We start from the raw sequence: 16,911 nt of genomic DNA, 5'->3' as shown, positions 1-16,911 counted from the left end.
CAGATGCGCATCAGCGCGCGACTGCGGAGCCCATATCATGTCCGCCATGTTGCTCACCCAGCAGATCCTCAACGGACTGCTTGATGGTGTCTATTATCTTCTGATTGCGCTCGGCCTGTCGCTGATCTTTTCGCTCGGCGGCATCGTGAATCTCGCGCATGGCGCGTTCTATGCGATCGGCGCCTATCTTACCCTCGTCATTTCGCCCTATCTCGGCTTCGGTGGCGCATTCGTCGTGGCCCCCGTTGTCGTTGCGCTGCTCGGTGTTGTCATCGAGCGGACGTTGTTCCGGCGCTTCTATCGGTCAGATCCCATTCTCTCGCTGTTGCTGACTTTCGGGCTCGCGATGGTCGCCGAGCAGGCCTTGCGCATGATCTTCGGCGCGCCGCCTTTGTCCTATTCGATCCCGCCAGGGCTGCGAGGTCAGGTCGCGATTGGAAGCTTCATCTATTCGTTCTATCGCGTGGTGTTGCTCGGCATTGCCGTGGCCTGTGTGGTCGGGCTCTGGGTGCTGCTGCAGAAGACCTCATTCGGCCGTGTGGTCCGGGCCGGCGTGCAAAATCCGGACATGGTCGGAGCGCTCGGTATCTCGCTGCAGCCCTATATGTCGGTCGTCGCAGCCCTGGGTATTGGTCTGGCGGGACTCGCGGGCGTGTTGCTGGCGCCGATCTATTCGATCCATCCGGCGATGGGGCAGGAGATCATCACCCCCGCCTTCGTGGTGGTCGTGATCGGTGGCCTCGGCTCGTTCTGGGGCGTGGTAATCGCTGCGCTGCTGGTCGGATTGGTCAAGGGCGTCATGGTCGGCATCGGCTATTCGGCGGCGTCCACGGCGGCGATCTATTTGTTGATGCTTCTGGTGCTGCTGTTCCGGCCGCGCGGCTTGTTCGGCGAACGCATCATGCGGTTCGAGTAAGGCGATGCCAATGTTGAATCGTCTTCCCGTTCCATTGCTGATCGCGGGCGTCGGCTTGCTCATCCTGCCGCCGATCTTGCTGGCGCTCGGATTGACTGTGACGTCGGCGACGGAGATCGTCGTCTTCGCACTGGCCTGCATGGCCCTGAATATCCTGGTGGGGCACACCGGTCTCGTCTCGTTCGGTCATGGCGCCTGGTTCGGCCTTGCCGCCTATGCTGCAGCGCTGATCCAGCGCAACTGGATGCCGAATTCATTCGTCGGGCCGACGCTGCTTGCGCTTGTCGTGGTGGCCATCACGGCGGCTGCCTTCGGCTACCTGATCCTGCGCCGCCGCGGCGTGTATTTCTCGCTGCTGACGCTGGCGCTCGCGGCCATGCTCTACAGCGTCTCGTTCCGCTGGACTGACGTCACCGGTGGCGAGAACGGCCTTGGCGGCATCACCCGGCCGATGCTGCTCGGCTTCGACCTCGATGCGGGTGCGACCTATTATTGGTTCGTGGCGCTGATCGCGTTTCTCGTGCTGATCCTGCTGTGGCGCTTCCACAATTCCACGGTCGGTTCGGTGCTGGTGGCGATCCGCGAGAACGAACAGCGCGCGCGCTTCCTCGGCTATCCCACCAATCGCTACAAGCTCGCCGCCTTCGTGCTGTCGGCTACCATCACCGGGCTGGCCGGCATTCTGCTGCTCTACAAGAACCGTATGACGTCGGCGGATCCCATTTCGGTGGCGTTCTCTGGCGAGCTTCTGGCCATGGTCGTGATCGGCGGCATGCGCAGTTTCCTCGGGCCGGCGCTCGGTGCGCTGTTTTTCATTCTGTTTCGTGAGTTTCTCGGCATCTATTCCGAGAACTGGTTGTTCTGGTTCGGTCTGGTTTTCGTTGGCTTCATCATCTTCTCGCCTACCGGCCTAATCGGTATGGGCGAGCGGCTGATCGCGCCATTCCGCAAGAAAGTGGAAGAAGACGCGGCAATGTCGGCGCGGCGCATCGAAGTGCTACCACTGCCGGAGTTTTTGCGACCGAAGTCGTCAGTCGACGGAGCGGTACTCGCTGCCAGCCATATCGTGAAAAGTTTCGGTGGCATCAAGGCCGTGCAGGGCGTCGATATCGCCATCGCCGATCGCACGCTGCATGCGCTGATCGGCCCGAACGGTGCCGGCAAGACCACGGCGTTCAATTTGCTGTCGGGTATGTACAAGCCGGATCAGGGAAGCGTGTCGCTGATGGGCATGCCTATCGCAGGCCATACACCGGAAGATATTGCCAGGGCCGGCATTGGGCGTTCGTTCCAGATTACCAACCTGTTTCCCGTGCTCAGTGTTGGCGAAAATATCCGCCTCGCGGTGCAAGCACGGCATCCGCGGCGCTTCGATCCCGTGACCAACGCGCTATCGATTAGCGCAATCAACGCGGAGACCGATGCGGTGATCCGCTATCTCGGCCTCGCTGGAATCGAGAAGGCAGAGGCAGGCATGCTGTCTTACGGCGGCCAACGCCTGCTCGATATGGGCGTCGCGCTGGCTACAGCGCCGCGCGTCCTGTTGCTTGACGAACCGCTTGCGGGCCTCGCTGCTGCCGAACGTGAACGTATCGGTGCGATCATCAAGCGCATCTCGACCGATTTACCGGTCCTGCTGGTCGAGCATGACATCGATCGGGTGTTCCAGCTGGCCGACCACGTCACCGTCATGAATGAGGGACGCGTATTGCTGGATGGCTCCGTCGAAGAGGCGCGGTCCAGCCCGAAGGTGCAGGAAGTCTATATCGGGTCGGGCACGACGGCTGTGGCTGCGCGCCCCCGCGAGACCGCGGCGGGGGCGAAGCCGCTGCTGACGGTGAAGAATGTCGATACGTTTTATGGCAAGAGCCATATTCTCAACGACGTCAATTTTACCCTGCACGAGAACGAGATCATCGCACTGCTCGGGCGCAATGGCGCGGGTAAATCGACCTTGCTCAAGTCGTTGATCGGGATCGCGCCTGCATCGAATGGCTCTATTCAACTGGCAGGCAGCGAGTTGATCGGCCTGTCGTCTGCGGAAGCTGCGCGGCTCGGCATCGGCTACGTACCACAGGGACGCGCCTTGTTCGCAGGCATGACCGTCGAGCAGAATCTCGAACTTGGTGGTCTCAAGCGGCAGACTGGCAATGGTGTGCATTGGACCCGCGAGCGCATCTACGACTATTTCCCCCGCATTCGTGAGCGTCTCGACAGTCCCGCCGATTATCTGTCAGGCGGCGAGCAGCAGATGGTAGCCGTGGCGCGCGCATTGTCGGGCGACGTCCGCGTCTTGTTGCTGGATGAGCCATTCGAAGGATTGGCGCCCGCGGTCGTGGAGCAGTTGTTTGAAACCTTTGACCGGCTCCGCAAGGAAATTGCCATCATCATCGTCGACCATAATCTCGATCTGGCTTTGGCTTTGTCCGATTCGACGGTGGCGCTGGAACGGGGCAAGGTCATTCATCAGGGGCCGTCGAAGGCCCTGCGTGACGATCTCGATCTGCGCCGCAAGGTGCTGTGGCTGTGAGAACATCAATGACACTAAACAATCGACATGTAGCGATCGTCGGCGTTGGCTTGATCGGACGCGCCTGGGCCGCGATTTTCGCGCGCGCAGGATGGACCGTGCGGCTGACAGATCCGCATCGCCCGACGCTGGATGCTGCGCCCGGGCTTATTCGCGATGAGCTGCATGCGCTCGCCCGCCACGGACTTGCCAATGACCCCGACGGCGCCGCCGCGCGCATCTCGATAGCGGCAAGTCTGGCCGATGCGGTGAAGAACGTTTCCTTCGTACAGGAGAACGGCCCGGAGAACGTCGATCAGAAGATCGCCATTTTTTCCGAGCTGGATCTTCTCACGCCTCCGGATGCACTGCTCGCGTCATCCACCTCGGCCATCGTCGCCTCTCGCTTCACTGAAATGCTTCCGGGACGTGCGCGATGCCTTGTCGGTCATCCCGTCAACCCGCCGCATCTGGTGCCGCTGGTCGAACTATGCGGCGCATCCTGGACCTCGCACGAGACTATCGACCGCGCGCGTGAGATCTATCGCGAGATTGGGCAGGTCCCCGTGACCGTCAACCGCGAGATCAACGGTTTTATCCTCAATCGGCTGCAGGGCGCCTTGCTGGCGGAAGCGTTCCGTCTGGTCGGCGAAGGCTATGTCTCCGCGGAGGATCTCGATCACACTGTGAAGGACGGTCTCGGTCTGCGCTGGTCGTTCCTGGGCCCGCTGGAGACCATCGAGCTCAATGCGCCCGGCGGCATCCCCGATTACTGCGCGCGCTACACCGGTTTCTACAAGGAGCTGGCCGCTGCATCGGCAGGGCCCGAGGTTTATCAAAGCCCGAATGTCGACCGGGTGATAGCGGCCTGGCCACATCAGCCGTCGCCCGACCGGATTGCGGCGCTCACACAGCAACGAAACGAACGCCTCGCTGCGCTGGCGGCCCACAAGGCCGCGCAGGGCGGCAAGTCCTGACTACACCATCTCTTAACAGCAAGACGGAGACTGACATGAGCCGCAAAGTCATCATCACCTGCGCCGTGACGGGCGCTATTCATACGCCCTCGATGTCCAAGGCATTGCCGGTGACGCCGCAGGAAATCGCCGACGCTGCCGTGGATGCGGCGGAAGCCGGCGCCGCCATCGTGCATCTGCATGCGCGCAACCCGAAGACCGGGCAACCCGATCAAAGTCCCGAAGCCTTTGCGCCGTTCCTGAAGATCATCAAGCAGCGCACCAATGCGGTGATTAACCTGACTACCGGCGGTGCGCCCACCATGACGGTGGATGAACGCGTACGGCCTGCCGCGGTCTACAAGCCGGAAGTGGCGTCGCTCAATATGGGCTCAATGAATTTCGGGTTCTTCGGCATGCTGAACCGCTTCAAGAAGTTCGAACATGATTGGGAATTGAAGCACCTGCAGAACAAGGACATCGTGTTCCGCAACACGTTTCAGGACATCGAGTACGTCCTGAAAACACTGGCCGAGACGGGCACACGCTTCGAGTTCGAATGCTACGACACGGCGCATCTCTATAATCTGGCCTACTTCCTCGAACAGGGGCTGGTGAAGCCGCCATTGTTTATCCAGACGGTGTTCGGCCTGCAGGGCGGCACAGGTGCACATCCCGAAGACGTGCTGCACATGAAGCGCACGGCGGATCGGTTGTTCGGCGACAAGTATGTCTGGTCGGTGCTCGGTGCCGGTCGCAATCAACTGCCGATCGCGGCGATGGCTGCGGCCATGGGCGGCAATATCCGCGTCGGTCTGGAAGACTCGCTGTGGGCGGCGCCAGGTCGCATGGCCTCTTCGAATGCCGAGCAGGTCACCCTTGCGCGCAAGATCGTCGAAGGCCTCGGCCTTGAAATTGCAACCCCGGATGAAGCGCGCGAGATGCTTGATCTGAAGGGTGGAGACAAGCTGGAGGTCTAAGCTATCCCTGGAGGAGGCGGACAGTGCAAGAGATGTCCGCCTGCTCTGCTTTAGGGGAACCCTGCTGGCGAATGCCGCTTCTGACACAAAGTCGATGGGTTACCGCTCCTGGCGCAAGGCGGACATTTGGCGCGCTGGACGTTGCGCGGATCGCATACTTTATCATTCATGAATTTGGCATTTCTCAACCAAATCTCTCCGTATGGTTCTGTTCACCATCCGCTTTAGGGAAGCGAAGAGCCGCATAAGAGATGCTGTGCCATGTTCGAAGATCAACTTCGACAAGGAGGCGTCAATGGCCCTTATCATTATGCCGTTTTTGGTGACCGCAGCGGCTGTCGGTATGTTTGTCCTGGCGACCGAGCGCACCGATGACAAACAATGCTGTTAGGCGCGGGGCTGGTCAGATTTAGAAACTTCCGGCTGATCGGAGAGCAGCTGAACAGCCTGCGAGATCAACAAGGCTACATCGCTTAGATCCAGGCGTTGGGCCCGGCCTCGCATGATGTGCAGATCGTTTTTCAACAGAATAAGTTGAGCGCGGCGAGAAACATCATGCATCTTGGGTTCCCTAGCGTGGGAACCGCCCAGCTTCATTATATGGAATGTGGAATAGCGCCGAATTACTGCACATGAATGTTCAATGCATCCCATATGACGTCAGATCTGTCATGCAACTCGCTCCGGTCTGATCACTCGCTTGTTATCGTTTGGGCGTAGTCGCTTCTGGATTTGCCCGAATTAATAAGGAACGTCGGGGCGTTTGCCGGTATGCGAGTCCGCCCTTGTTCAAAGCGAAGGGGCGCAAACCAGAATCACGCTGGCTCAATTAATCAGATCCAACGCTGGCTTATCGCGAGATCCTTGGTGGCTGTGTCGAGCGGCGCACGACGAGCAGGGGCGCTGTGACAACATAAGGCGCATCGCCGCGGACGCCTTCGATCAGGTCGAGCAGGAGTTGGCCGGTCTGTTCACCCATCTCGCGGTGGCTGATGCGGATCGTGGACAGCGGCGGATCCACCAGATCCACCAGCGGCATGTCGTTGTGACCGATCACTGACAGATCTTCCGGACATCGCCGGCCCGTTTCGCGCAACGCTTCATAGATGCCGAGCGCGAGGAGATCGTTGGCTGCGACGATGGCGGTGGCCTCAGGCTGTCGTGCGAGCAGTCTGAGTGCGGCAGCGCGTCCTGCCTCGCGCGTGAATGCTTCAGCCTCTTCGATATCATTGTCGGCCGGCGCGAAACCGGCTTCGTGCATTGCCTCCAAGAAACCGCGGCGGCGAAGCGATCCGGTCGATAGCATTTGCGGGCCGGCGAGGTGGAGGATGTGGCGATGTCCAAGTTCGAGAAGATGCGCAACCGCGAGCCGCATGCCGGCCACATCGTCCGAGACCACCGAAGGCACACGCGCCTCAGCTTCCGCGCGATTGACAAGCACGACAGGGACTTTCCAACTCAGACAACGCTCGATCGAATTATCCTTGAGCGCGACATTCGCCAGCACGAGGCCATCCACGCGGCGCGCCACGAGCCGTTGAACGATGTCGTCGGTGCCCGTCCGTTGCGGTTGCGGGTCGGCGACAATCAGCGCGTAGCCGCGCGCCGATAGCACGTCTTCGAGGCCGCCGATGATCGGCGAGAAGACGGGGTTCGCGATGTCCGGGACGATGATGCCGACCATGTTCGAACGGCCACTGCGCAGACTAGCGGCCACCGTGTCCGGGCGGTAACCCAGCCGCTCCGCTGCTTCCAGAATCCGGCGCACGACCGGCTCGCCGATCCGTCCGCGGCGGGCTGGGTCGAGCGCGCGCGACACGGTGGAGGGGTGCACTCCCACCTCGCGCGCCACGTCTTTGATTGTCGTCATCCCTGCCACGATCTCCAAACTAGCTGGTGCGGTTGACTTGCGCAATCGATTGCACTAAATGTGCAATCGATTGCGCAACATGATAACCGAAAAATCGCAATATGAGGGAGTGTCGATGATCATCACGCGTCAGGAGGATGTGACCGACGTTGTGCTTGCCGCGATGAGCGGTGCGCCGAACGAGCGGTTGCGCACGGTCATGGCCGCTTTCGTTCGTCATCTGCACGAATTTGCCCGCGAGGTCCGGCTGACCGAGGCGGAGTTCGAATTCGCCATCGATTTCCTCAACCGGATCGGCCAGACCACCAACGACAGCCATAACGAGGGCGTGTTGTTCAGCGATGCAGTCGGGCTCTCGACATTGGTCTGCCTGTTGAACAATGGTCAGGACGGAGCGAGCGAGACCGCCGCAGCTTTGCTAGGGCCGTTCTGGCGGGCGAACGCTCCGCGCGTGGAGAATGGTGCCTCGATCTTGCGTTCGCCGACGCCCGGTGCACCACTGTTCGTCGATTGCCGCATCACCGACGCGCTGGGAGCGCCGCTCCCGGGTGTCAGCGTTGATGTCTGGCAGGCCTCGCCATCGGGAATGTACGAAAACCAGGACGCGGGTCAGGCTGACATGAATTTGCGCGGCGTGTTTGAGACCGATGCGAATGGCCGTTTCGCGTTCCGCTCGGTCAAGCCTGCTGGCTATCCGGTGCCGACCCATGGTCCGACCGGGGAGATGCTGGCCGCGCAGCGCCGGCATCCGTTCCGGCCGGCGCATCTGCATGTGCTTGCCTTCAAGCCAGGCTTCAAGACGCTGATCACGCAGATCTTTGTCGATGACGACGAGCATCTGGAGAGCGACGTCGTATTCGGCGTGACGCGTGCGCTGATTGGCGATTTCCGCAAGGGCGAAGGCGCGTCGCCAGCGCCGGATGTCGCTGGCGAATGGTTCAGCCTCAACTACACATTCGTCATGGAGCCCGGCGAAGCCGTGCTCCCGCATCCTCCCATCAAGTGAGCTGTCGATGTCGGATATTCTCGCGAACAAGATAGCCGTGGTGATCGGCGGTTCGGGCGGCATCGGGGCCGCGGCCGCGCAAGCCTTGGCAGCCGAAGGCGCCCGTGTCATCGTGACCTGGCGCTCCGGCGAGGCAGCCGCCAACGCGTTGCTGGCTGGCCTTCCGGGCGAGGGCCATCTCGCCAGACGCGCGGTAATCGAAGATAGCACAACGCTGACGGCGCTCGCCGGCGAAGTGGAGCGAGCGTTCGGTCGCTGCGATATTCTCGTCAATACCGCGGGCTACACCAAGCCGATCCCGATCGGCGATCTCGACGCGCTGACCGACGAGTTCATCGACGACATGTTCAAGGTGAACTGGCGCGGCCAGTTCGCGGCCATCCGCGCTTTCACGCCGCTACTCAAGGCGAGCGGCGACGGGCTCATCGTCAACGTTTCCTCGATTGCGGGGCTGAATGGCGTCGGCTCCAATCTGGCTTACGCTGCGATCAAGGCGGGCATCGACACCATGACCAAGTCGCTCGCGCGGGCGTTGGCGCCGGCAGTGCGCGTGATGGCGGTGTCGCCGGGCGTGGTGGCCACTGACTTTGTGCCGGGCCGTGATGCGGCCGCGCTTGAAAAGGTCGCGGGGACCATTCCGCTCAAGCGTGTTGCGACGGCCGAGGATGTCGGCCGCGCAATCGCGGCCTGCGCCACCCACCTGACCTATTCCACCGGCTCGCTGATCGTCGTTGACGGCGGCCGAGCGTTATAAGGAGAGATTGATGCGCCCGATGCTCGACAAGATCGTCATCACTTGCGCCGTCACCGGCAATCTGACGCGGCCGGACCAGACCCCGCATCTGCCTATCACGCCGGAAGAAATCGCCGACGCCTGCCTCGGTGCCGCAGAAGCCGGCGCGGCAGTCGCGCATATCCATGTCCGCGAGCCCGGCACCGGCGCGCCGTCAATGAAGCTCGAATATTATCAGGACGTCGTGGCGCGCATTCGCGCGCGCAATCGCAACCTGATCCTGAATATCACCACCGGTCCCGGCGGTCGCTTCGTGCCTTCGCAGGACGATCCCAAGGTCGCCGCCGCCGGTACTACGCTGATGAACCCGGAAGAACGCGTTGCCCATATCACGGCGCTGAAGCCTGACATCTGCACGCTCGATCTCAACACCATGAATTCCGGCGGGCAGGTGGTGATCAACACGCCCGGCAATGTGCGCCGCATGGCCAAGGTCATCCGCGAGGCCGGCGTGAAACCCGAGATCGAACTGTTCGATTCCGGTGATATCGCGCTGCTGCACGATCTCCTCGTCGACGGTACGCTCAGCGGCCCGGCGCTCACCTCCTTCGTGATGGGGGTGAAATACGGCTTCCAGCCGTCGCCGGAAACGGTGCTGTATGCGCGCGGTCTGCTGCCGCGGGATGCGCATTTCACGGCCATTGGCATCGGCCGTTCCACATTTCCCATGGTGGCACAATCGGTGCTCGCCGGCGGTCATGCCCGCACTGGTCTGGAAGATGCGGTGATGCTCGGCCGCGGCGTACTGGCGCCGTCGAACGCCGTGATGGTGGACAAGGCACGCCGCATCATCGAGGAACTCGGCGCGCAGATCGCGACGCCTGCTGAAGCACGCGCACTGTTCGATTTGCCGGGCGCCGCATAACACAGCATTCGAGGACTGAAATGACTGCAGCCGCCAAGAACTCCTCCAGCGTCACCGCAACATGCCTGCGGGTCGCCGCCAAGGCTGATCGCATCGAGAATGTGGCGCTCGGCATCGAGCAACGCACACTCGCCTGCGCCAGGTCAGGCGATGCGCTGGTCGAGATAAGGGCCGCCGCGATCAATCCGTCGGACGCCAAGGCGACGCTCGGTTTGATGCCGCATGCGGTCTTCCCCCGCACGCCCGGCCGTGACTTCGCCGGAGTCGTGATCGATGGGCCGACCGACCTGATCGGCAAGGAAGTATTCGGCTCGTCCGGCCAACTCGGGATCGGCCGCGACGGCACCCATGCCACGCATCTGGTGGTGGAAGCGTCTGCGCTGGTCGAGAAGCCGATCAATATCAGCCTCGCGGAGGCGGCCGGCATCGGCGTGCCCTTTGTCACCGCGCAAGAAGGCTTTCGCCGCAGCGGCATGCCGAAGCCCGGCGAGACGGTGTTGATCCTCGGTCTGAACGGCAAGGTCGGTCAGGCGGCGACGCAGATCGCGTCATGGCAGGGCGCTCGCGTGATCGGCGTCGTCCGCAAGGACGAGCTATATGCTGGCCATGCCCATGGCGAGGTGACCGTCGTCGATTCCAGCCGCAATGACGTCGCTGCGACGGTGCGCGAACTCACCGGCGGCAAGGGCGCGGATATCGTCTACAACACCGTCGGCGAACCCTATTACGACGCCGGCACGAAATCGCTCGCGCATCTCGGCCGTCAGATCTTCATTGCCTCCACCAAGGCCACCGTGCCGTTCGACATCTTCGCGTTCTATCGCGGCAAGCACACCTTCTTTGGTGTCGACTCGCTGTCGCTGTCATCGCCGGAAGCCGGCGAGATCCTGCGCGAATTGGTGCCGGGTTTCGCCAGCGGCGCGTTGAAGCCGTTTCCGATCAAGCCGGACGCGATCTACCCGCTGGAGCGCGCTGCAGAGGCCTACGTCGCCGTGCTCGGCTCCTCGCGCGATCGTCTTGTTTTTCAGCCTAACGGGTGAAGCCATGCATGTTGTCCGCCTGAACGATGCCCCGCGCTACGAAGCCCCTGGCCACAATGACATGCGGATGTTCCGCCTGCAGGGCCGCGACGCCGGGCCAGGCGATGTGATGTGGCTCGGCATGAGCCAGATCCTGCCGGGCGGCGGCATTACGCCCTCGGTCTCGCCGGAGGAGAAGTTTTATGTCGTCCTCGAAGGCGAAGTAACCTTCGAGACGCCGTATGGCATCGCCACTCTCGGCATCTGGGATTCCTGCCGCATCGCGCCCAACGAGACGCGCGCGCTGCGCAACGAGACGAAACGACCGGCGGTGGTGTTGCTTGCAATGCCGCTGCCCAACACCGCCAGAGGCTGAAAGCCCGGCACTTGGTTCTTTAAGGGAGAAAATGATGGATCGCCGACACTTCATGATCGGCTCTGGCCTCGCCGCGACTGCGGCGCTGATGGGCAGCGGAGCCATTGCACAGACTTATCCGAACCAGCTCGTGCGTATTATCGTGCCGTTTTCGGGTGGCAGCCTCACCGACATCCTTGCCCGTTCGGTGGCCGAGAAGCTTGCTGCGAAGTGGAAGCAGCAGGTCATCGTCGAGAACAGGCCCGGCATCGCCGGTGTCAGCAGCGTCGCCAAAGGCCCGACCGATGGCTCGCAGATCATGCTGACCTCGAACGGCCACAGCGTGATCGGCGTGGTCAACAAGAACCTCAACTTCGATCCGATCAAGGATTTCGCTGCGATCAGCCGCGTCGGATCGACGCCGTCCATCCTGATCGTGCCGCCGGATGCGCCGTTCAAGACGCTGGCCGAACTGATCGTTGCGGCAAAGGCCAAGCCGGATTCGCTGAGCTACAGCTCTGCCGGCGTCGGTAGTTCCACCGGTATCGCCGCCGAACTGTTCAGGCATCTCACGCAGACCAAGATGGTGCTGATTCCGCATCGCGGACTGCCGGAATCCCAGATCAGCATTATGCGCGGCGACACCTCGGTTGCCTTCACTTTCTTCGGCGTCGGTGGCGACCTGATCCAGTCGGGAAAGTTGCGCGCACTGGCAGTCACCGGCAAGAGCCGCATGGCGCAACTGCCTGATGTACCAACCTTCGCCGAGGCAGGGCTCCCCGAATTCACCTACGATAGCTGGTTCGGCATGCTCGCCGCCGCGGCGGTGCCGAAGCCCATCGTCAGCCAGATCGCGCGCGATCTCGCCGAGGCGCTCAGCGATCCGGCCCTGATCAAGCAGTTCGCCGCGCAGGGCGCCGACATCGCCAGCTCGACGCCGGAAGCGTTCGAGGCCGAATTGCGCAGCGATGCGGAGCGTTATGGCAAGCTCATCGCGATGTCGACGGACGGGGCGGCCAAGTAGGAAGGCAGGCCTGCAGCACGCGACGCGTCTGCAGGCCCGTTAGCGCTACTTCGCGATATACGCGTCCGGCGTCGGGCAAGTCCGGTCCTTGTAGGGGATGAGCCAGGGCGCATAATTGGCCTTGGTGATGATCGCACCGGGGATCGTGATCTGCTTCGGCGCACTCTGGCCGCGAATGGCATTCAGGCCGACAGCGGTGGCGACGCAGCCGATCTTGAAGCCGTCGAACTCCGCGATTGCCAGCAGGCTGCCGGCCTTCACGGCTTCGACAGCCTCCGGCACGCCATTGATCGAGACTACCGCGACGTTCTTGCGGCCGGCTGCATTGAGCGCCTCGATCGCGCCGAGCGCGGACGCGTCGGCAGCGGCGATCACGCCGTCGATGGTGCTGAACTGCTGGATCAGGTTCTCCATCGTCTGCATGCCGAGCAGGCGCTGGAAGTTGGCGGGCTGCGAGGCCAGTACTTTGATATTCGGATAGTCCTTGGCCGCAGCGTCGAAGCCGCGCTTGCGCTCGTCGCCCGTGGTCGAGCCCTTGACGCCTTCGAGGATCACCACATTGCCCTTGCCGCCGAGGTGGTCGAACAGGGTCTTGGCAATGTCATAGCCGAGCTTGTAATCGTCCTGGCCGACAAAGGAGAGATAGGGGGCGTCGCCGCCGCGGTCGTTGTAGTTGATGATCGGCAGGCCGGATTCGATCAGGCGCTTGATCGTCGGCAATTGCGCCTTGGCATCGATCGGCATGAACAGCATCAGATTGGGCTTGGTCACGCCGACGTCTTCGAGCTGCGACATGCCTTCGGTGATATTGTTCGGCTTGGTCGGCGTGTAATATTTGACCGTCGCGCGCATTTTCTCCGCCATCTGCGCGACGCCGGCGCGCACACCCTCGAAATGCGGGTCCACCTGGTTCTTCGTGAAGGCTGCAATCACTTCGCCATCGGCGCGCACCGCCGAATTGAACAGGGTGCCGCAAATGACGGCGGCAAGAACGCATCGGATAGATCGGGTGGTTCGCATGATGGCCCCTCTGGTTGTGAATGACGAGACGTGTGGTGAACTGGTGATGCCGGGTCTATCCGCTCCCTGATCGGCGTCGGCTGATGACGAGATCCGCAATGATGGCGACCAGGACGACGGCGCCGTTGACGAAGGGATGCCAGGTCGCTGCAACATTCAGCAGATTGAGCCCGTTGACGATGATGGTGAGCAGGATGGCGCCAAGCACGGTGCCGACGATGTTGCCGTTGCCACCGAACAGGGATGTGCCGCCGACCAGAACTGCGGCGATAGCAGGAAGCAGCAACGGCTCGCCGATTCCGGGCTCGGCGGCATTGAGGCGTGCGAGATAGACGAGAGACGCGATGCCCGCCGTCAAGCCGCTGAGCACGTAGAGCAGCAGCCGACGACGCTCGACCGGGACGCCGGACAGCAGCGCGGCGGTCTGATTGGCGCCCATGAAATACGCCTCGCGGCCGAAGGTCGTGCGGTGCAGGAGGATGCTGCAGGCGAGACAGACCACAAGCGTGATCCAGATCGGCAGCGGAACGCCGAGGAAGAAGCCAGTGCCGAAATAGCGAAACGACATCGGCATGCCGTAGATCGTCTGCCCGGCCATGAACCAGTAGGCGATGCCCTGCGCCACCCACAGCATGCCGAAAGTCGCAAGGAAAGGCGGCAGCTGCAGGCGGTTGATCATCAGCCCGTTAGCGTAACCGATCAGCGTACCGGCGCCGATGGCGACCGCGACGCCGTACCACGGATTGCCGGTGGTCTTGATCGCGGCTGCGGCGAGACAGGCCGACAGCGTCAGATTGGCGCCCACCGACAGATCGAGCCCACCGCCGATGATGACGAGTGTGAGGCCGGACGCGACGAGAAACAGCAGGCTCGCCTGCCGCAGCATGTTCAGCAGATTGCTCACCGACGCGAATCCCGGATCGACCGCGGTCAATGCGCCGGCGATCAGAACGATCAGCACGAACCGGCCGAGCAGGGCCGCAGCGTCGGGCGACAGGGACGATGGGCGGATATCGAGCGTTGCCGTGATCGTCATGCCGTACGCCTCACGAATTGCTTGCGCGCCTGGTCGATCAGCAACGCGAGGATGAGCAGGATGCCGATGCACACGACCTGCAGCGATGAGTCGATGGACAGAATGTTGAGTCCATTGCGCAGCACGGTGATGGCAAGCGCGCCGAGCACGGCACCGAACAGCCAGCCCTGTCCTTTTTCGAAGGAGGTGCCGCCGAGCACGACTGCGGCGATCGCCTCGAACTCCATGCCGATGCCGACGGTCGGATGCGCTGAATTGGTGCGTCCGATCAGCAACACCGCCGAAAGGCCGATGATCGTGCTGCCGAGCACATAGACGGCGAGGTGGACGAGATTGGCGCGAATGCCGGCGAGACGCAGCGCGTCCTTGTTGCCCCCGATGGCGATCACGTAGTTGCCGAGCCGAGTGCGATAGAGCAGTAGCCACAGCGTGGCATAAAGGGCGGCCGCGATCACGATCGGCGTCGGAATGAACCAAAGCTGGGAGCGATAGAAGGTTTCGATGGCAGGCGTGAAACCGCCGACGGGATCTCCATTGGTGAGCACCAGCGCAATCCCCTGCATCAGCCCCATGGTGCCGAGGGTGACGACGAAAGCGGGCAGCGTCAGATAGGCGATCAGGACGCCGTTGAGGGCGCCAAAGGCGGTGCTGATCGCGAGTGCCGTCGCGCAGGCAGCGAATACGCCCCATCCGGCGAGAAGCGCCTCGGCGACGATGACGCCGCTCAGCCCGAGCAGAGCTCCGGCCGACAGGTCGAGGCCCTCGGTCATAATGATGAGCGTCATCGGCAGGGCGAGCATCAGCAGTAGCGAGGTCTGCAAGCCAACATTGATGAGGTTGGTCTGGGACACGAATCTCGGATTGACGATCGTGAACAGCACCAGCATCAGGATCAGCAGGAGGCCGGCGCCGGGGATTGCGCTGAGGAACTGGCCCATGCCGGACCTGCGTTGCAGCTGGATCGTCATGCTCATTGATGCACCGCCAGTTCGAGGATGGCCCGCTCGGTTAGCTGGTCGCCGGCGAGATGCCCGACGATGCGATGGTCGCGCATGACATAGGCGCGGTCGCAGAGCTGAACGAGCTCCGGCAGTTCCGAACTGATGACGACAACACCGGCCCCGCCATCGACCAGTTGATCGATCAGGCGATAGATTTCGGCCTTGGCGCCGACATCGACACCGCGCGTCGGTTCGTCCAGCAGAAACAGTTTGGCTCCCGCGGCCAGCCATTTGGCCAGCACGACCTTCTGCTGATTGCCGCCGCTGAGGGTGTGGACGCTCTGGCGCGTGCCATGGGCGGCAATGCCGAGCTGTGCGATCAGCCCGCGTGTGTCCCGCTCGGCTTTGGCCGGTGAGAACCAGCCGGAGGCGAAGCTGCGCCACAACGAGGCGACCGTCGCATTGTCGCGGACATCGAGTGGCAGCGCCAATCCCTCCCGTTTGCGATCTTCAGGGAGCAGGGCCATGCCCGCACGCACCCGTCTGTCCAGTGTGGCCGGCGCGCGCGATCCGAACAGAGCGATCTCGCCGCTGGCGATTGGATCCGCGCCGAACAAGGCGCGGACCACTTCAGTCCGGCCGGACCCGACGAGGCCGGCAAGCCCCACCACCTCGCCGGCGAGAATTTCGATGGAGATGTCCGACAGTTTGGCCGTGTTCACATCCCTGGCGAGCAGGACAGGCTCGCCGGGCGGGCGCGGCGTCCGTGCGAGTTGCGATCCCGATGGCCGTCCGATCATCGCGCCGACCATCTCGGCCTGGCTTTTCTGATCGCGCAGCACGCTGGTCACGACGGCCCCGTCGCGCAGGATGGTGATGCGATCGCCGAGCATCTGCACCTCCTTCATACGATGGGAGATGTAGACGATGGCGACGCGCTTTTCCGTCAATCGCGCGATGGTTTGAAACAGGCGATCTGATTCACGCTCGGAGATCGCCGCTGTCGGCTCGTCCATCACGAGCACCCGCGCGTTCTGCGAAAGCGCCTTGGCGATCTCCACCATCTGCTGCTGGGCTACGCCGAGATCGGCGGCGTATGCGTGGGTGTCGTAGTCGAGGCCGAGATCGTCGAGGATGGTGCGTGCGGCTGCATGCATGGCCGCGGAATCGACGAGGCCGAAGCGACTGAATGCGGCTTCGCGACCGAGAAAGATGTTCTGCGCGATGTCCAGATACGGGATCAGCGAGAATTCCTGGAAGATGACGGCGATACCAAGCGCGCTGGCATCGGCGGGGCGGGCGACGGCGACCCGCCGGCCCTCGATCTCGATATAGCCGCGATCGGCCGCATAGGCGCCGTACAGCGTCTTGATCAGCGTCGACTTTCCCGCGCCATTCTGACCGAGGATGACATGGACCTCGCCGGCATAGACGTCGAGCGATACGTTCTTGAGCGCATGCACACCGGGAAAGGATTTGTCGATGCCGACCAGACGCAGCAGCGGTGCATCGGCCTCACTTCCGGGCGCCCGCGACGCAGACCCCTTTGGGGTGTGCAGCGAGCGGTCCCCTTGCTCATCTTGATTTTCAGTGCCGTGCATCATTGTCGGCCTCGTTCGGC

Annotated in this window: 16 protein-coding genes; 10 read left to right on the top strand and 6 right to left on the bottom strand. The window is 62.5% G+C overall.

The window, feature by feature from the left end; all coding sequences use genetic code 11:
* Positions 1-37 precede the first annotated feature (37 nt).
* From AB8A50_RS14575 to AB8A50_RS14560, 4 genes are read left to right on the top strand one after another with little or no spacing between them, the layout of a single operon-like run.
* Entirely contained in the window at positions 38-916 is an 879-nt protein-coding gene (locus AB8A50_RS14575) for a branched-chain amino acid ABC transporter permease (RefSeq protein ID WP_439078126.1), read from the top strand.
* A 10-nt stretch (positions 917-926) separates the two neighbouring features.
* On the top strand, positions 927-3,446 hold the full coding sequence (locus AB8A50_RS14570) for a branched-chain amino acid ABC transporter ATP-binding protein/permease (protein ID WP_439078124.1): 2,520 nt from the start codon (positions 927-929) through the stop codon (positions 3,444-3,446).
* Positions 3,447-3,454: 8 nt separating this feature from the next.
* Entirely contained in the window at positions 3,455-4,402 is a 948-nt protein-coding gene (locus AB8A50_RS14565; RefSeq protein WP_439078122.1) for a 3-hydroxyacyl-CoA dehydrogenase, read from the top strand.
* 35 nt (positions 4,403-4,437) lie between these two features.
* On the top strand, positions 4,438-5,361 hold the full coding sequence (locus tag AB8A50_RS14560) for a 3-keto-5-aminohexanoate cleavage protein (RefSeq protein WP_068734883.1): 924 nt from the start codon (positions 4,438-4,440) through the stop codon (positions 5,359-5,361).
* A gap of 387 nt (positions 5,362-5,748) precedes the next feature.
* On the opposite strand, the gene AB8A50_RS14555 is transcribed toward AB8A50_RS14560, so the two are convergent.
* Both AB8A50_RS14555 and AB8A50_RS14550 read right to left on the bottom strand, forming a co-directional pair.
* Entirely contained in the window at positions 5,749-5,922 is a 174-nt protein-coding gene (locus AB8A50_RS14555; RefSeq protein WP_158596890.1) for a hypothetical protein, read from the bottom strand.
* Positions 5,923-6,211: 289 nt separating this feature from the next.
* Entirely contained in the window at positions 6,212-7,240 is a 1,029-nt protein-coding gene (locus tag AB8A50_RS14550; RefSeq protein WP_439079979.1) for a LacI family DNA-binding transcriptional regulator, read from the bottom strand.
* 106 nt (positions 7,241-7,346) lie between these two features.
* Between AB8A50_RS14550 and AB8A50_RS14545 the strand changes: the two genes are divergently transcribed.
* From AB8A50_RS14545 to AB8A50_RS14520, 6 genes are read left to right on the top strand one after another with little or no spacing between them, the layout of a single operon-like run.
* Positions 7,347-8,237, top strand: coding sequence for a dioxygenase (locus AB8A50_RS14545; protein WP_439078121.1), 891 nt, complete (start codon positions 7,347-7,349; stop codon positions 8,235-8,237).
* A 7-nt stretch (positions 8,238-8,244) separates the two neighbouring features.
* Entirely contained in the window at positions 8,245-8,991 is a 747-nt protein-coding gene (locus AB8A50_RS14540) for an SDR family NAD(P)-dependent oxidoreductase (protein ID WP_439078120.1), read from the top strand.
* Between the two features lie 19 nt (positions 8,992-9,010).
* Positions 9,011-9,895, top strand: coding sequence for a 3-keto-5-aminohexanoate cleavage protein (locus tag AB8A50_RS14535; protein ID WP_184519807.1), 885 nt, complete (start codon positions 9,011-9,013; stop codon positions 9,893-9,895).
* A 20-nt stretch (positions 9,896-9,915) separates the two neighbouring features.
* Complete coding sequence (locus AB8A50_RS14530) at positions 9,916-10,935, top strand: quinone oxidoreductase family protein (RefSeq protein WP_439078119.1); 1,020 nt, start codon at positions 9,916-9,918, stop codon at positions 10,933-10,935.
* Positions 10,936-10,939: 4 nt separating this feature from the next.
* Positions 10,940-11,290: a cupin domain-containing protein gene (locus AB8A50_RS14525; RefSeq protein ID WP_439078118.1), complete on the top strand. Its 351-nt coding sequence runs from the start codon at positions 10,940-10,942 to the stop codon at positions 11,288-11,290.
* A gap of 34 nt (positions 11,291-11,324) precedes the next feature.
* Positions 11,325-12,293 (top strand): Bug family tripartite tricarboxylate transporter substrate binding protein, encoded by a 969-nt coding sequence (locus AB8A50_RS14520; protein ID WP_439078117.1) that lies wholly within the window; start codon positions 11,325-11,327, stop codon positions 12,291-12,293.
* 45 nt (positions 12,294-12,338) lie between these two features.
* Here AB8A50_RS14520 and AB8A50_RS14515 read toward each other — a convergent pair whose 3' ends face one another.
* The 4 genes from AB8A50_RS14515 to AB8A50_RS14500 are packed head-to-tail and all read right to left on the bottom strand — an operon-like array spanning position 12,339 to position 16,891.
* Positions 12,339-13,313 (bottom strand): sugar ABC transporter substrate-binding protein, encoded by a 975-nt coding sequence (locus tag AB8A50_RS14515; RefSeq protein ID WP_093756899.1) that lies wholly within the window; start codon positions 13,311-13,313, stop codon positions 12,339-12,341.
* 55 nt (positions 13,314-13,368) lie between these two features.
* Complete coding sequence (locus AB8A50_RS14510; RefSeq protein ID WP_115030333.1) at positions 13,369-14,349, bottom strand: ABC transporter permease; 981 nt, start codon at positions 14,347-14,349, stop codon at positions 13,369-13,371.
* Positions 14,346-15,323: an ABC transporter permease gene (locus tag AB8A50_RS14505; RefSeq protein ID WP_439078116.1), complete on the bottom strand. Its 978-nt coding sequence runs from the start codon at positions 15,321-15,323 to the stop codon at positions 14,346-14,348. Before AB8A50_RS14505 ends, AB8A50_RS14510 begins: the two co-directional genes overlap by 4 nt.
* Positions 15,320-16,891: a sugar ABC transporter ATP-binding protein gene (locus AB8A50_RS14500; RefSeq protein WP_439079978.1), complete on the bottom strand. Its 1,572-nt coding sequence runs from the start codon at positions 16,889-16,891 to the stop codon at positions 15,320-15,322. The genes AB8A50_RS14505 and AB8A50_RS14500 overlap by 4 nt, the downstream gene beginning before the upstream one ends.
* Positions 16,892-16,911 lie beyond the last annotated feature (20 nt).

This window comes from Tardiphaga sp. 841_E9_N1_2 (assembly GCF_051811065.1).
Lineage (GTDB): Bacteria > Pseudomonadota > Alphaproteobacteria > Rhizobiales > Xanthobacteraceae > Tardiphaga > Tardiphaga robiniae.
Note: the sequence above shows the minus strand (reverse complement) of the source record. Positions and strands in the feature narration are given on the sequence as shown.

What these genes read in the sequence shown, in the direction of transcription:
- AB8A50_RS14575 (WP_439078126.1), top strand. Translation starts at nt 38, where the DNA reads ATGTCCGCCATGTTGCTCACCCAGCAGATCCTCAACGGACTGCTTGAT.
- AB8A50_RS14570 (WP_439078124.1), top strand. Translation starts at nt 927, where the DNA reads ATGTTGAATCGTCTTCCCGTTCCATTGCTGATCGCGGGCGTCGGCTTG.
- AB8A50_RS14565 (WP_439078122.1), top strand. Translation starts at nt 3,455, where the DNA reads ATGACACTAAACAATCGACATGTAGCGATCGTCGGCGTTGGCTTGATC.
- AB8A50_RS14560 (WP_068734883.1), top strand. Translation starts at nt 4,438, where the DNA reads ATGAGCCGCAAAGTCATCATCACCTGCGCCGTGACGGGCGCTATTCAT.
- AB8A50_RS14555 (WP_158596890.1), bottom strand. Translation starts at nt 5,922, where the DNA reads ATGCATGATGTTTCTCGCCGCGCTCAACTTATTCTGTTGAAAAACGAT.
- AB8A50_RS14545 (WP_439078121.1), top strand. Translation starts at nt 7,347, where the DNA reads ATGATCATCACGCGTCAGGAGGATGTGACCGACGTTGTGCTTGCCGCG.
- AB8A50_RS14540 (WP_439078120.1), top strand. Translation starts at nt 8,245, where the DNA reads ATGTCGGATATTCTCGCGAACAAGATAGCCGTGGTGATCGGCGGTTCG.
- AB8A50_RS14535 (WP_184519807.1), top strand. Translation starts at nt 9,011, where the DNA reads ATGCTCGACAAGATCGTCATCACTTGCGCCGTCACCGGCAATCTGACG.
- AB8A50_RS14530 (WP_439078119.1), top strand. Translation starts at nt 9,916, where the DNA reads ATGACTGCAGCCGCCAAGAACTCCTCCAGCGTCACCGCAACATGCCTG.
- AB8A50_RS14525 (WP_439078118.1), top strand. Translation starts at nt 10,940, where the DNA reads ATGCATGTTGTCCGCCTGAACGATGCCCCGCGCTACGAAGCCCCTGGC.
- AB8A50_RS14520 (WP_439078117.1), top strand. Translation starts at nt 11,325, where the DNA reads ATGGATCGCCGACACTTCATGATCGGCTCTGGCCTCGCCGCGACTGCG.
- AB8A50_RS14515 (WP_093756899.1), bottom strand. Translation starts at nt 13,313, where the DNA reads ATGCGAACCACCCGATCTATCCGATGCGTTCTTGCCGCCGTCATTTGC.
- AB8A50_RS14510 (WP_115030333.1), bottom strand. Translation starts at nt 14,349, where the DNA reads ATGACGATCACGGCAACGCTCGATATCCGCCCATCGTCCCTGTCGCCC.
- AB8A50_RS14505 (WP_439078116.1), bottom strand. Translation starts at nt 15,323, where the DNA reads ATGAGCATGACGATCCAGCTGCAACGCAGGTCCGGCATGGGCCAGTTC.
- AB8A50_RS14500 (WP_439079978.1), bottom strand. Translation starts at nt 16,891, where the DNA reads ATGCACGGCACTGAAAATCAAGATGAGCAAGGGGACCGCTCGCTGCAC.